Below are 15,427 nucleotides of genomic sequence, written 5' to 3'. Positions count from 1 at the left end.
GAAATGGAGAAAGCCATCACTTTGCTCCATCCTTCATTACTACTACTTTAATTGTTTTCAATAAAATTTTGATATCGCGCCAGATTGTCCATCCGTCCATATAAGCAACGTCTAGTTTTACAACTTCATCAAAATCAGTAATTTCACTTCGACCGCTTACTTGCCAAAGACCGGTAATACCTGGTTTAAAGCTGAGGCGACGTTTTTGTTCCGGTGTATAAGCTTCGTATTCATCCAATGTTGGTGGACGTGTTCCTACCAAGCTCATATCACCTTTTAAAACATTCCAAAATTGTGGAAGTTCATCAAGACTCGTTTTACGAATGAAATGTCCAATTTTGGTAATACGTGGATCATTGTCCATCTTAAACATACCACCAGACATTTGATTCTGTGCCATCAAATTCTTCTTGATTTCTTCCGCATCAACACGCATAGAACGGAATTTATAAAACTTGAAGATACGTCCATTTTCTCCCACACGATCTTGAGCAAAAATAGCTGGTCCTCCATCTTTACGAATAAGAGGATAAAGGAAGATCCCAACAATACCACAGAGCACCAAACCAACTAGAGCCCCACAGATATCGAGGAAGCGTTTCGCCAAGATATCTCCATAGCTATAAAAATGCGTAGAAAACGTAACAACTTTGAAAGGACCCAATTGTTGGATACGTTTTTCACCCTGACTCATAAATTCAAGGGCATTCAAATTAATGGATACTGGGATTCCCATAAGTTCAAATGGTGACGCATAATCCCAAATCTTGTACTGCTCACTTGGCAGATTAATCAAAACTTGGTCTACTACTGAGTGTGTCGCATATTCAATCAAATTTTCAGGTTTAACACTCTTGATAAATGGATCAGTGAAATAAGGATTATCCAAGACACAAACTGCCGTAATCCTACCATCCATATTGTCCTTCATACGAGATAAAACATTATCAAGACGTGCTTGATCAGAAATCAAGAGAATATTCTTGTTACTTTTACGACGTGTATAAATAGATGAGCGGAAATACTTAAGAACTGTATTTGTAACGTATAAGAGAACACCTGAAATTAGGGTAACGTAAAGAAGTCCGCGACGTGAGATTGAAAAACTTCCATCTGCAAAAAAAGAGAGGAAAGTTGCAATTAGAGCAAAAATGAAACAATATTTGACAGTTGCAATGAGTTCATCCAAGTAGCCTCTGTACTTAAGATTTTCATAATAACTACTGATATAGTAAGACACTACATGTACGACACCTAAAAGGACGATGCTTCCTTGGGTAATCTCTGTATATGGTATTTTACTAGCTACCATGGCTGCGAAAACAACCACAACCAACTGTATAACACCAATTTCAATGCGACGAATTTCTTGTTTTTCTTTCACTCTAAACCCCTTTTTAATCTGTTAAGGTATAAGGAGCCGCATCATCCCCATTAATGCTATCCTTTTCTACGACGATGTGCTCTTGAATGACCTTCTTTTTGGTCTGATTTTTTCCCGTACTCGCCATATGAGCCATAAGAACCATATGATCCATACTTATCAACTGTCATATCCACTTTATTAAGGACGACACCTAAGAACTGAGAACCACTTTGTTCCAATTGTTCAACGGCCTTAGTTACGAAGCGACGTTTAATTTTTCCAGATGCTGTAACCAAAAGACTGGCATCAGCCTGATGGGCAATAATAACAGCATCAATGACCAAACCAATTGGTGGTGTATCAATGATGACATAATCATAACGACTACGAGCAACTTCCATCAAATGTCTAAAATTGTCATTTTGCAAAAGACTTGTTGGATTAGGTGGTACAGGACCAGATGCAATGACATCCAAACCAGAAATATCAGTTTGACAAATCGTTTCATTTAAATCAGCATTTCCAGAAAGGAAATTTGAAAGGCCTTTATAAGGCTCATTTGATTTAAATGTACCTGACAAAACAGAGTTACGAGTATCCGCATCAATGAGAAGTGTTCGGAGCCCAACACTAGCAAATGAAATCGCCAAGTTAACAGATGTCGTTGATTTTCCTTCACCAGCTTCAACAGAGCTAACCGCAATCACTTTCATCTGAGCACCAGAAAATTGAATATTTGTGCGAATAGCATTGTAATACTCTTCTGTTTGTTTGGCAAAGTTTACTTTAGATTTTACTAACTTTAATAGAGGCATTTCTTCTCCTTAAATTTTATCTGTATCAGGGACAATTCCAAGAAGTGTCATTCCAAGGGCATCTTCCACATCTTCTGGACGGCGAATACGATCATCTAGGATTTCACGTACCAATACACCAACCACTGCAAGGAATCCTCCAAGCACTGCTCCAAGAAGCACATTACGTTTGATATTTGGTGAAGATGGTGACTCTGGCAATTTAGCTTCTTCAAGTGTTGTGACATCTTCAACTTTTGTCACGTTCTTGATTTTTTCTGAAGCAACTTCACGAACCTTATTGGCAAGAGTTTGCGCATCTTGACCAGTTTTAGCATTAACAGAAATTGAAATAAGACGAGTATCAGTAGGAATATTAACTGAAATCATTTTAGCAAGTTCTGCTTCTGTCATATTCAATTTTTCATCTTTGATAACTTCTGACAAGACATCGTTTGATGTAATAATTTCTTTGTAGTCTTTTGTCAAAAATGTACCGGCCTGCAAATCTTGAGCAGAAAGGTTTTTGCCATCGTTAGCTTGATTAACCACATAGATACGTGTAGACGACGTATATGTTGGTTGAATGAGGAAATAAGTTCCCAAGAAGGCAAAGACAGCGACATAGAAGGCTGTAAATAGAATAAATACCTTTTTAGTCCAAAGTTTGTGCAATAATGCAAGCACGTCGATTTCAACACGCTTCGTGTTTTCCTGAGTCATAGTTTCTCCTATATGTATTGATTTTCAAGTAGTGTTTGTGGATTTTCAATGAAAAGGTTACGAGCACGTCGCGTTCCGTAAGTCTTTTCAATAATAGCGTAGGCATCTTTCATAAATGGTGGTCTTGGACCAAGATTATGCATGTCACTAGCAACCATATGAACCAAATTTTTTTCCAAGAAATAACGAACACGTTTCTTTCTTACTTTATCTTTATCGCCAAAGAGCTTTGGTTTGAGGACATGTGAGCTATTGACTTGAGTATAGCAGCCCATATTGATGATTTCTCGAACACGATCAGCATTTTCTTCGAGGGCATCATAGCGCTCAATGTGAGCAACAATTGGTGTCACCCCTGCTCGCAAAACATTGCTAAGCCCACTATGAATTTCTTTCCAAGAGGTGCGAGCACTAAACTCAATCAAAGCAAATTGAGTGTTGTGCATCCGTGGAATGAGATTCTTTTCGAGTTTCTCCACAATGTCTGAGGTGTAATAAAGTTCACCACCATAACAAATAGTTAAGTCTGGATAAAGTGCTTCTGCTTCTTCTTTTACCTTAGAAAAATTTGCAAAGATTTTATCCTCTGGGGTTTCAAACATTCCCTTACGACGATGGGATGTTGAAACAATCGTACGCACTCCTTGCGCATAGCTTTCGCCAATGAGGTCAAGACTTTCTTCTAAAGTTTTAGGACCATCATCAACATCAAAAACAATATGTGAGTGAACGTCAATCACTTATTTTTCCTCCATCAAATTTTTGATAGCTTGAGAGGCGCTTTCCACACTGGAATCATCCAGTTTCATCATGTAGAGACTAGAATTTGGCATAGCATAAGAGGTCAATTGTCCGGTTGAACCTGTACCTGTTACTGCTTGAGAAGTCACCGTAAATTTAGAACCTGAATCAAGTTGTGTATTGGCCAGAGCATTAATGGTATCTAGAGACATATTCGTTTGAACAGAGTCTTGAAGATTGTTAACGATTGAAGTAAAGTTTGATACAGAATTTAGTGAAGCTAACTTGTTTACAATCGCAGAAATCACTTTCTCTTGGTTCTTACCACGGTCATTGTCTCCTCCATCCAAACTATAACGCTCACGAACAAAGCCAAGGGCTTGTTCAGAATTCATTTGGATATCTCCAACTGGGAAATCAAACTTCCCGTGAAGACTCGTGAAGGCTTGATCATTATGAACTGTCACACCACCAAGTTGGTCAATCAACTTAAGGAAAGATGTGAAGTTAATTCGTGCATAGTAATCAATCTTAATGCCATAAAGATTTTCCAGTGTTTTTTCAGATGTTTCGACGCCATAAATACCTGCGTGGGTTAATTTATCATACTGGTCTGCCCCACCATCAGGAATCTTAACGTACGCATCACGTGGAGTGGTCGTCAAGAGAATCTTATGTGTGTTCATGTTAACGGTCATAATGATATTGACATCTGAACGTGACACTGTTGAAATTGAACCGTAGGTATCAATACCACTAATATAAATATTGAAGACTTTTGAATCTACTTGTTTTGCAGAATTGTTATTCTTCTTTTTAATTTTATAAGTATAGATTGTTTTTAGATTTGAAGCATAGTTACTATCGACAGACTCTAGTAGGCTAGCATAAGAGCCACTCAAGACCATAGCTTTAGATTTGCCAGACTTAAGATTGTCATAAGCTTCTTGATATGAAGCAACATCATCAACTTTAAGATCAACCTTTTTGTCTTTCTTTAGAGCAGACATTAAGGTGTCGATATTGTTCTTATCAACCTTAGTTGGTGCTTGTACGCTAGTAAGCTGACTCACATCTTTGATGTCACTATCCTTTGGAACTACGATGCTCATTTCCACTTCAGAAAATGCAGCCGTCTGATTCATACGGTTAGTGATATCAATCATTTGTTTAAAACCGAAAATACCAACCAGAGAAACTAGCGAGAAGATAACCAATACAGCCGTTGTCACTAGTGGTGATTTCTTAGTCTTCTGAAGGAAGATGCTAATAGCAAGAACTACCAACAAACCAATGGTGATAATGATGTTCAAAAACCTAAATGATAGGAAATTATAATTGAACATTGTGAATAATAAGACCAATGCTAAAATAGCATACAGAATGGTCAACCCAACGTTGACCATCCCCCATGATCTATTACTCGTACGTTTTTGCTTACGATTCGTACGCGAACTCATATAAATTGCTCCTAAAAATTAAAATTAGACATTTCCCATTATCATTATAACATTACTATAACTTCATTTCAATTGTCATTCTTTTTAAAAAAGAAGAAACCGTTTTTCATTATGATATCAAGCATTTAATTTCTATCATTTTTCATAATATTGTAAACTATTTTTCACATTTTTAGTGGTTAAACTTTAAATTGTCGGATATTTACCTATTTATTATAAGTCTTTTTCTTCCAAATATTTTTATTTTTTTCTAGTAGTTTGAAAATTTTTAACCTATTGATTCTTCGAGTAGATAGTAGTTACAACACAAAAGGACGACCTAATGGCGTCCTTTTACAAATTAGTCTGCAATAAGTGTTTCAAGACCAACTTTCATCATGTCAGTGAAAGTGTTTTGACGTTCCTCAGCTGTAGTGTCTTCATCTGGATTGACCAAACTATCAGAAATAGTCATGATGGCAAGAGCATCTACTTGGTGTTGGGCTGCAAGGTAGTAAAGTGCTGCTGCTTCCATTTCAACAGCCTTCACTCCCCACTTACCAAGCTCAATGTTTTTTTCGAAATAATTTGAATAGAAAACATCAGATGACAAGACATTACCAACATGTGTAGTCATACCAAGCTCTTTAGCAATGTGGTAAGCCTTATCTAAGAGATTGAAACTTGCAATTTGTGGGAAATCGTATTGTGGCCAATCGTTACGAATAATGTTAGAGTTTGTCGCTGCCGCTTGCGCTAGAACTAACTCACGAACGTGAACATCCTCATTCAATGAACCAGCAGTTCCCACACGAATCAATTTTTTAACCCCGTAGTCAACAATAAGCTCACGAGCATAGATAGAGATAGATGGCATCCCCATTCCAGTTCCCATTACTGAGACACGTTCACCTTTGTATGTTCCTGTGTAACCAAACATATTACGAACTTCATTGAAACATACAGCGTCTTCGAGGAAATTCTCGGCAATGAATTTCGCACGTAAAGGATCTCCAGGTAGGAGAATTTTATCAGCAATTTCACCTTGCTTAGCAGCAATATGGATAGACATAATATAAGATACCAAGGGCGTTAAAGAGGCAAAGTAAAAATAGGAAATCCGACAAAGATGCTTCGCATCTAGGAGGTTTTATCTTTTTTACACAGCCTCTAGCCCGGGTTCAGTTTCAAACCCGAACTACCCTTCCTTTCATTTTTTGATGGTAAAGGAGCAGACAGAAAACAAATGAAGACTATCTATTTTCCGAGCTTTCCGCTCGTGTTCAAATCAGAACACACGCTCTACCTTTCTTAATTTTTATTTTTTAAATATTTTTCCACTATTATATAGTGGATAAATAACTACTTTAAAAGTGGATTAAGCTTGAGTCAATGAATCAAGAAAATCGTATAACTTTTTGTTCATTTCAGAATAATCGTTGGCACGCAATTGTTCAGGTGTTTGAACAAAAGGCAAGACTTTATTTTGCTTACGTAAATGCTCTTCACCGTCAGCAGCTATAAGTAAATCAATGGCTTCAGGATCAAACTCCAAGTGTGCCTGAAAGGCATAATGTTTAGGACTGAAGCGAACAATTTGGCGTGGACAACCTTGACTAGTAGCAAGAACAACTGCATTATCAGTCAATCCAGGCATATCACCATGCCAGTGACCAGTATTTAGGGTTTCGCCAAAACCTTTGATATGCTCATCCGCTAAACCTGCCTCAGTTAATGTTACAGAGAAAACCCCAATCTCACGTTCTGGACTATGTTCATACTTACCACCATAGGCTACAGATAAAAGTTGAGCACCTAGGCAAACCCCAACAATATAGATATCAGCAGCAATTGCTTTTTGCATAAATGCAATCTCAGCCTCTGGGTCATAATAAGGGAAGGCCTGACGATCCTCATCAGGTGACTGAGGGCCACCCATAACAATTAGAAAATCAATACCTTCAACGGTTTCAGGAAGAGGCTCTTCCTCATATACCTTGGTTGATGTGATATTATGCCCACGGTCTTGAGCCCATTTTAAATAGGCTCCTGGAACTTCAAACGTTTCGTGTAAAATAAAATGAATATTCATTGTTTTTTCTTCCATCTATTTTTAATTATCCTCGATAGTAGACTCGCTAAGATTAGTGGTACTGCTACCAGCCCTCCTTGACCAGTAAAACCTAGAACTAAGGCTATCCCAGTTAGAGGAGCATCTAAAGTTGTTCCTAAAAATACGGTTGCACCGAGTAACATTCCTAGAGTAGGATTGAGTGATAAGCCAAAAATCTCAAGACAACTTGTCAATAAGAAACCCAATCCAGCACCTAAAGTAAAGGAAGGGGTTAGGGTTCCTCCATAAGAGCCTGCCCATAAAAGCAAACATACCACAAGTCCTTTGACGACAAGGATAAGAGGTAGGTATGCTGAAACCCCACCTGAAAATAACCATTGTGCTAGAACCTGACCATTTCCCATGATTAAAGGATAGAAAGCTGCAATCCCACCTAATACTACATAAGATAGTGGCATGGTCCACAGAATACGTTTATCAGTAATACGACTTTTGCTAGCCTTTTTGGCTAAGAAGCTAAACATCATCGCCAGCGGAGTTATCACTAATACAAGAACAATAACCTGAATCAGACTAGCAGGGTCTGAGCTAACTTTACTGACTAGGTACATTGCCTCCTTACCAACGATTGGTCGAGCACAATAAGCTGACAAGTAGGTTGTCACAAGAATGATAATAATATTTTTTGATTTCCAAGCAACACCTAAGGTTTCCAGAACAAACAGTGTACTGGCAAAGGGGACTTGGTAAACCGCAGCTAAGCCAGCGCCAGCCCCGCAAGCAATTAGCAACTGTCTATCAATAATATCCAAGTGCAAGGCTTTGGAGAGATTACCACCAAATAGAGCGCCTAATTCTCGAGGCGCTCCTTCTTTACCAATTGAGGAACCAGCCCCAACGATTGCAACCTGCATCAAAGCGTGTAGACTCTGGCCAAGAAAATTTGGACTCTTCTTACCAACGAGTTGCTTAGCCTTACTAATAGAAAGGAGGGACACTCGTCGCTGAAGGAAATACCAAAATAAACTAGCCAAAACACCTACTACAAGCAATACTGCAAATCGTCGAAAGGGACTTACAGAGTTAAACTGTGACAATAAATTCGATTTATCATTACCAAATACAAGAATTTGTATAAACTCCAAAAGGTAATGACAAAGAATGCCTACCAAACCTGAAGCAATACCGGTTCCAAAAACAGCTAAACTTAACCTAGTCGACTTGGGTAATGACGTTATAGGTTTTATTCCCCGAGCTATCATATTTTAGAGTTCAGCAAGAATCGCTTTTAGCAATCCTTTGAAGTCCCCTTTAACACGCTCTGTCACTTCCACCACTTCTTCGTGGTTCAATTCTTCTTGGAAACCAGCCGCAAAGTTGGTAATACATGAAATTCCAAGAACTTTTAAGCCAGAGTGAGCTGCAACAATAACCTCAGGAACGGTAGACATCCCAACAGCATCTGCACCAAGTGTCTTATAAGCACGGATTTCAGCTGGTGTTTCATAGGTTGGACCTGTCACACCGATATAAACACCATCATCCAATTTGATACCAAGTTTATCAGCCACTTTATGAGCGGTTTCACGGTATTCAGGTGTGTAAGCTTTAGACATATCAGGGAAACGTGGTCCAAAATCATCCAAGTTTTCACCAATCAATGGGTTTTGACCAGTCATGTTAATGTGGTCAGTGATGGCCATCAAAGTACCAGGACCATAGCCGATACCACCTGCTGCATTGGTTACAACAACTCCTTCACATCCAAGAGCTTTCATAACACGTACAGGGAAAGTAACCACTTCTAGCGGATTTCCTTCATAGAAATGGAAACGTCCTTGTAGAGCCAAAACCTTACGTCCAGACAATGTACCATATACAAGTTTACCAGCATGACCAACAACCGTTGATTGTCCCCAGTTAGGAATGTCCGCATAATCAATGACAATGGCATCTTCAACTTCTTCAGCTAGCTCACCAAGTCCAGAGCCCAAAATCAAACCAAATTCAGGTTTTTCAATTCCTTTGCTTTCCAAGAAGGCTTGAGTAACTCTAATTTTTTCAAGTAGCGACATGTTATTTCTCCCTTAATTTTATTTCATTCTTAAAAAGTGACCAATATTTGAAAAAGTTCTTGCATTTCGAATGGTTATATCAGGATAAAAAGGTGTTTTCAATAACTTCTTATGATAAGCTGTTTGTCTATAAGTTGATTTATCATACTTTACCCAGTAGACACCAAGTTGACCAAAATGAAGTCTTTCATCTTTCAACTCTAAAGAGTTAATAATCTTCTTCATTTCGTTCTTATCAAGTCTTTCAGTGAATAAGAGGACGTCTTTTCTATAGAAATCATCTTCCCACCACTTAGGTAATGAGGCCACTTCATTTTGATAATCTTCAAGAGTAAAAAGAGAAAATACCTTAATAAATGGATAAGCCTTATTTAGAAATCCCTCTAAAACTAAGAGGAGTTCCTCTTTCATCAAGGTAGAATCAAAGAAAAGATTTCCACTATTTATATAGGAAGAAACATGTGACATACCGAGTTCTTCTAACTCACGACAAAATTCTTTCATGACTACCTTGTGACGACCACCAACGTTTATCCCACGAACCAAAAATGCATAGCGCTTCATTTTAGACAAGTTTATCCAAGAAGCTTTCACCAATCATGGCTTTATCTACACCAAAGTTTTCAGCGACAGTTGCTGAGATGTCAGAGAAATGACCTACTGGAATAAGTCCATTCCCTTTGAATGATGGGCTATAAGCCAAGAAAGGAATATATTCACGAGTATGGTCTGTACCTGCATAAGTTGAATCATTTCCGTGGTCTGCTGTAATCATCAAGAGATCATCTTCACGCATAGCAGCAATGATTTCAGGCAAACGTTGGTCAAATTCGTGCAAGCAATCACGGTATCCATGTGGGTCACGACGGTGTCCATAAAGGGCATCGAAGTCTACCAAGTTTGTGAATGAGAAACCATGTTTGAAGTCTTCAGAAGTCATAGCTTTAATCAAATTATCAATACCATGGCTATTTGATTTGTTGTGTCCCATATCGTGGTTGATACCAGCTCCATTGAAAATATCATTGATTTTACCAACGGCATAAGTATCGATACCAGCTTCATTCAATTTATCCAAAACAGTTGGTGCAAATGGTGAAACAGCCAAATCACGACGGTTAGACGTACGAGTGAAGTTTCCAGGTTCACCAACGTAAGGACGAGCAATGATACGCCCTAGAAGAGCTGGACGCTCAAGGGTAATTGAACGCGCATATTCACAAATACGATACAATTCATCCAAAGGAATAACGTCTTCGTGTGCGGCAATTTGAAGAACTGGGTCAGCTGAAGTGTAAATAATCAATTCACCAGTTTCCATTTGACGAGGTCCAAAGTCTTCAATAACAGCTGTACCTGAGTATGGTTTATTAGCTTCACGAATGACTTTACGGCCTGAGAATTCCTCAATTTTAGTGAGAATTTCTTCTGGGAATCCGTTCCAGAAAGTATCAAAAGGTTCAGTAATATTGAGACCCATGATTTCCCAGTGACCAGTCATCGTATCTTTACCAAGAGACACTTCCTGCAATTTTGTTGCATAACCAGTTGGGTTGCTTTCTGTCGGTACTGTTTTCAAAGGTGTTTCACGAGGAATATTTCCTAGACCAAGCTTAGCCATATTTGGCACATTCAATCCTACTGATTTAGAGATATGACCAAGGGTATCTGAAGCACCATCTGGCACACCTGCATTGACAAAGTCATTGGCATCTGGAGCAGCACCAATTCCTACTGAATCAAGAACGACTAAATGCATTCGGTTAAATTTGGACATAATAACACCACAAAGAGATAAAATCTTTTCGAAATTACCTCTTGCCTTTCTATATTATTTAATAGTTTGACAAAAATTAATTAGTTTTCCTCATAAAAAGTGAGGGGAAATCAAAATTGGACTAGGCCTTGACTTCAACGACCTTAACACCGTCTTTTCCTGCAACGATGACTTTGTTAACCATACCATTGAATAATCCATGATCGACAACACCTGTCATAGCTTTTAGTTCTTCACCAAGAGCTACTGGATTTTCAATCTTACCTAAATCAAGATCGATGATATAGTTCTTCATATCTGTAACAAAGCGATTACCTTCCTCCGTAAGTCGGAATGATGGCTTATAGCCCTTCGACTCAAAGACACGATAGAGACGATCAGCACCATATTGAACCACTTCAACTGGTAATTTGAAAGCACCTAATTGATTAACCATTTTTGACTCATCAACTACCCAGATATATTCTTTCGTAGGTGTAGCGACGATTTTTTCCATCAAAAGGGCACCACCGCCACCTTTAATCCCATTGAGTTGAGGGTCTACTTCGTCGGCGCCATCAACAGTAACATCAATACTGTCAATATCATCCACTGCCTTCAAAGGAATACCTAATCCTTCAGCTTGTTTAGTGGTTTGACTGGATGTCGTTACTCCAACAACACTAAGGCCTTCTTCCTTAATACGACGGCCAATTTCCTCCACGAAGAAATAAGCTGTTGACCCTGTACCAAGTCCAACAACCATTCCATCTTCAACGTATTTGGCAGCGGTTACGCCAGCGATTTTCTTAAGTTCTTCCATGCTCGTCTCCTTGCATCTTTCTATAATAGTCGTTCAAAACAATTATAACATGTTTCAACAGTAAATAGAAATGATACGAAGGAGTAAAACCTAGCAAAAATAAAAACTAGATCCTAAATAGAATCTAGTTTTGATGGGGAACTAATTTAATAGCACCACTTAATCTTCTTTACGACGTTTGAAGAATCCTACAAAGGCCGCAAAAATCATTGAAAGAAGTCCAATAAATCCAGCATTGCTAGTGTGCTCACCAGTTTGTGGCAACTCAGCTTGAGGCACTACAGGAACTTCAGTATCTGGAGTTGGTGTAGTTGGCGGTGTCACTGGAGTTGGAGGAGTAACAGGTTTTGGTGGTGTTTGTGGAGTCGGTGGTGTTGGTGGTACCACGTGAGACTCTCTCTCAACGACATAGTTCTTGTGCCATACAACACTTGGTTTTTCAGGAGTTTTAGGTTCTACTGGTTTAGCAGGAACTTCAACTACTTTTGGTGTTGGTGGCGTTGGTGCCGTTGGACCTGTTGGTGGTGTTGGTTCTTGTGGTTTACCAGGTACTTCAACCACTTTTGGTGTTGGTGGCGTTGGTGCCGTTGGACCTGTTGGTGGTGTTGGTTCTTGTGGTTTACCAGGTACTTCAACTACCTCTGGAGTTGGTGGCGTCGGTGCCACTGGCTCTTTTGGTGGTGTTGGTGGTGTTGGTTCTTGTGGATTGATACCAACTGTTTTAATAACTGGTTTAACCGGTGCTGTTGGTGGTGTTGGTGCCTTAGGTTCTTCAGGTTTTTCACCTGGATTCTTAGGCAAACCAAGATTAGAGTTGATTGCGAACCAATATACTGTTGGTGCACCATCAGCATTTGCACCTTCAGCAGTAAATACCAAGTGACCATTTGTCATCTTGATACCTGCACCTCCATAATAGAGGTAAGGTGAATCAGCGTTATCCCAACCTGTCAATTCTGACGTTGTCTCACCATTAAAGACTGCACCATGGTCAATGTATTGGTTATCATTAACTGATGTTACTTCTTTAGTAGCAGCATCATAAGTAACTGATGATTTTGGAATAGCGATGAATTGGTTATCACCAATATTTACATATTCTTGGTGACGTGTTGATTGGTATTTTTTCTTAGGTGTGAATGTAATCAAACCAGTTTCAGCAGAAACGCTGTACGAACCAATAACATCATCTTTATCACCAAATGTATAATCTTCGTTACCAAGAGCGTGTCCATTACCACTACCTGAAGCATTAAGAGTTGTTACATCAGATGGAATTTCACGTGAGACAACCCATTCTGAACCATTCCAGTCAGTGATAGGAACAACTACCTTAAGTGGGTTCTCATCAGAAATGTTAACAGTAGCGCCACCGAAATCAGCGTATCCAGATTTAGTAACAACTTCACCGTTTTGGATTGCCAAAGTAGAGCCATCTGCGTAAGGATTATATGTACCGCGGACAGTATTACCATTAACGTCTTTCGCTTCTACTGTAAGTGGACGTGGGCGCTCAGATGTTTCAACATAAGCTGCACCATTCCAGTGGTTTAGTGAGTTAAGTGCTACGATAGCATTACGCTCACTAAGGTTGAACATTTTACCATCTTTATCGTAAAACTCAACATCTACAGCTACTTTAACCGGTTTATCTTGATCAGTTGATGCTCCAACTGTCATAGTTACTGTTGGATCTTTACTGATTTTCGCGATACCTTTTCCGTCATTTGATGGAAGGCTAACGATTTCGTAACGGTATACAACACGTTTGATTGCTGACGCTTCATTCTCTACAAGCATGCTTGATTGGTTCAAGCCATCGTAAGTAACAACAAATTTGTCACCTTCTTTAACTTGAATCCACTCATCTTCAGTGTTTGTCCAAGGACTGTTTGAAACAATGTCAGATGCTTGTAACTTGTTAGAGTCATATTGGAAAACATTACTTGTGTTAAGACGCTCTTGTGCTTCTTTTGTCAAGTAGTTGCTTACACCTTCAACTTTGTGTGTCGCATCGTTTTCACGTTGGAAAGTCAATTCTTGAACAACTTCAGCATCTTTAAGGTTACGATATACAGGATCATTCATGTATTTATCGTAAGCTGTTTTAGCATCTTGATATTGTTTAAGTGCTGTTTGGTAGACAGCTAATTTGTTTTGATACTCAAGGTACTCTTGGTCATATTTAGCTTTTTGCTCATTGTAGACAACCAAGGCAGCTTCGTATTTAGCTTTTGCATCTGCATTGTATTTTTCAATAGCTTGTTTTGTTTCAAGATCTGCTTCATAAGCTGTTTTCTTAGCGTTATAAAGTTCAAGATTCTTGTCATATGCTGCTTTTTCTACATCATATTTAGCTTTTGCTTCATTGTATGCTGCTAGCTCAGTTTGATATTTAGCTTCAGCTTCAGCGTTACGTTTTTCAGTAACAACTTTTTCAGCTACTTTATTATCATAGTTAGCTTTTTCAGCATTGTATTTAGCTTTATCGCTATTGTACTGAGCAAGGGCTGCTTCATAATCAGCTTTTGCTTGGTTATATGTTGCCAATTCTGCTTGGTATTTAGCTGCAGAAAACGCATTTTCTTTATCAGCAGCTTCTTTTTCTGCTACCTTAGCATCATAAGTAACTTTCTTAGTCTTGTACTCTGAAAGAGCTGAGTCATAAGCTTGCTTAGCAATTTGGTATTGCTCTGAAGCTTTATCATAAGCTGTTTTTTCAGTATCATATTTAGCCTGAGCTTCAGCATTTGTTTTATCAGCAAGTGCTTTCTCAGCTAATTTTGCATCATAGTTTGCTTTTGCTTTATCATAGTCAGCTTTATCTGACTTGTATTGTTCTTTAGCCGCTTTATAATCAGAAACGACTGTATTGATTTTCTCTGCTTGTGCTTTATTATCTGCAGCAGCTGCTTCAACAGTTTCTTTGGTTTGAGCAGGTTCTTCCTTAACCTCAACCCCTTCGTTAGTTGCAGCTGTTTTTGCAGCTTCTAAGCTTGTATTTGTTACTTCACTCGTTGTAACAGTTGTGTTGCCTTCTTCAGTAACGTTAACAACTTTCTTTTCAGTTGAATCTGCTACGGCTGAAGTGTTTTCTTCAACAGCATCTGTTGCTTCAACTGCTGGTGTTGCTGAATCTGTAGTTGTTGCTACCTCATCAGCGCTTGCATTTGAAGCTCCTACTGCAAGAACTGCAGTCCCCAAAAGAACAGAAGCCGCACCAAGGCTAGACTTTCTGAGTAAATAACGTTGTAATTCCTTTTTCCCCATTTAAATTACGTCCTTCTATATTTAGTTATGTTCATATTCTAACAAAAGAAAGAACCATGTCAATTTGAGATATCTCATAAAAACACGCATTCCTTTAAATTCGATTAGATTCTTAAATTCAAATACTTTTTAATATCAAAATATTTGATAGACAAAATCCTATAATTAATAGTGTTTACGATACAAATAGGCGGTTTAATTTTATAATATCTAGTCCAATTCGCTTTAATGTTTTTTTATTGAAAAGATTATGAAAAACAATCAACTATAAGCTTTCATTTTACTTTTCATTGTGATATTTAGCTTTGGGATAGCTCTTTCACCTAAATCATGTCCTCTCGTTTCCCCTATTAGTTTTAAGTTTCA

The 15,427-nt window shown here is 38.5% G+C and carries 13 protein-coding genes; all 13 read right to left on the bottom strand.

Annotated elements, in window-relative coordinates:
* Positions 1-16 precede the first annotated feature (16 nt).
* The 13 genes from HMPREF2637_RS09820 to HMPREF2637_RS09760 all read right to left on the bottom strand — a co-directional run bounded on the left by HMPREF2637_RS09820 (position 17) and on the right by HMPREF2637_RS09760 (position 15,061).
* Entirely contained in the window at positions 17-1,384 is a 1,368-nt protein-coding gene (locus HMPREF2637_RS09820) for a sugar transferase (RefSeq protein ID WP_064524770.1), read from the bottom strand.
* A 56-nt stretch (positions 1,385-1,440) separates the two neighbouring features.
* Positions 1,441-2,181 carry a tyrosine-protein kinase gene (locus HMPREF2637_RS09815; protein WP_064524772.1) on the bottom strand — a complete coding sequence of 247 codons (741 nt, stop codon included), beginning with the start codon at positions 2,179-2,181 and terminating at the stop codon, positions 1,441-1,443.
* Between the two features lie 9 nt (positions 2,182-2,190).
* Complete coding sequence (locus HMPREF2637_RS09810; RefSeq protein WP_002884894.1) at positions 2,191-2,883, bottom strand: capsular polysaccharide biosynthesis protein; 693 nt, start codon at positions 2,881-2,883, stop codon at positions 2,191-2,193.
* An 8-nt stretch (positions 2,884-2,891) separates the two neighbouring features.
* Positions 2,892-3,623: a capsular polysaccharide biosynthesis protein Cps4B gene (gene cps4B, locus HMPREF2637_RS09805; protein WP_002890887.1), complete on the bottom strand. Its 732-nt coding sequence runs from the start codon at positions 3,621-3,623 to the stop codon at positions 2,892-2,894.
* Positions 3,624-5,084, bottom strand: coding sequence for an LCP family glycopolymer transferase CpsA (locus HMPREF2637_RS09800; RefSeq protein ID WP_014634440.1), 1,461 nt, complete (start codon positions 5,082-5,084; stop codon positions 3,624-3,626).
* 340 nt (positions 5,085-5,424) lie between these two features.
* Positions 5,425-6,135 carry a purine-nucleoside phosphorylase gene (gene deoD, locus HMPREF2637_RS09795; protein ID WP_070840057.1) on the bottom strand — a complete coding sequence of 237 codons (711 nt, stop codon included), beginning with the start codon at positions 6,133-6,135 and terminating at the stop codon, positions 5,425-5,427.
* Between the two features lie 306 nt (positions 6,136-6,441).
* Positions 6,442-7,155 (bottom strand): type 1 glutamine amidotransferase, encoded by a 714-nt coding sequence (locus tag HMPREF2637_RS09790; RefSeq protein ID WP_064525660.1) that lies wholly within the window; start codon positions 7,153-7,155, stop codon positions 6,442-6,444.
* Positions 7,152-8,399, bottom strand: a complete 1,248-nt coding sequence (locus HMPREF2637_RS09785; protein WP_064524774.1) for a chloride channel protein — start codon at positions 8,397-8,399, stop codon at positions 7,152-7,154. The genes HMPREF2637_RS09790 and HMPREF2637_RS09785 overlap by 4 nt, the downstream gene beginning before the upstream one ends.
* Before the next feature lie 3 nt (positions 8,400-8,402).
* Positions 8,403-9,212, bottom strand: coding sequence for a purine-nucleoside phosphorylase (locus tag HMPREF2637_RS09780; RefSeq protein ID WP_064524776.1), 810 nt, complete (start codon positions 9,210-9,212; stop codon positions 8,403-8,405).
* 18 nt (positions 9,213-9,230) lie between these two features.
* Positions 9,231-9,776 carry a DUF1697 domain-containing protein gene (locus tag HMPREF2637_RS09775; RefSeq protein ID WP_064524778.1) on the bottom strand — a complete coding sequence of 182 codons (546 nt, stop codon included), beginning with the start codon at positions 9,774-9,776 and terminating at the stop codon, positions 9,231-9,233.
* Position 9,777: 1 nt separating this feature from the next.
* A complete protein-coding gene (locus HMPREF2637_RS09770) occupies positions 9,778-10,989 on the bottom strand; it encodes a phosphopentomutase (RefSeq protein ID WP_064524780.1) in 1,212 nt (403 codons plus the stop codon).
* A 121-nt stretch (positions 10,990-11,110) separates the two neighbouring features.
* On the bottom strand, positions 11,111-11,791 hold the full coding sequence (gene rpiA, locus HMPREF2637_RS09765) for a ribose-5-phosphate isomerase RpiA (protein WP_014634433.1): 681 nt from the start codon (positions 11,789-11,791) through the stop codon (positions 11,111-11,113).
* Positions 11,792-11,950: 159 nt separating this feature from the next.
* The gene (locus tag HMPREF2637_RS09760; RefSeq protein ID WP_070840054.1) at positions 11,951-15,061 is read right to left on the bottom strand and encodes an LPXTG cell wall anchor domain-containing protein; all 3,111 of its coding nucleotides are present in this window, start codon (positions 15,059-15,061) and stop codon (positions 11,951-11,953) included.
* Between the last annotated feature and the right edge of the window lie 366 nt (positions 15,062-15,427).

The organism is Streptococcus sp. HMSC065H07 (assembly GCF_001837325.1).
Classification (GTDB): Bacteria; Bacillota; Bacilli; order Lactobacillales; family Streptococcaceae; genus Streptococcus; species Streptococcus salivarius_H.
The sequence above is the reverse complement of the archived record's forward strand: the minus strand, read 5'-3'. Positions and strand labels throughout refer to the sequence as shown.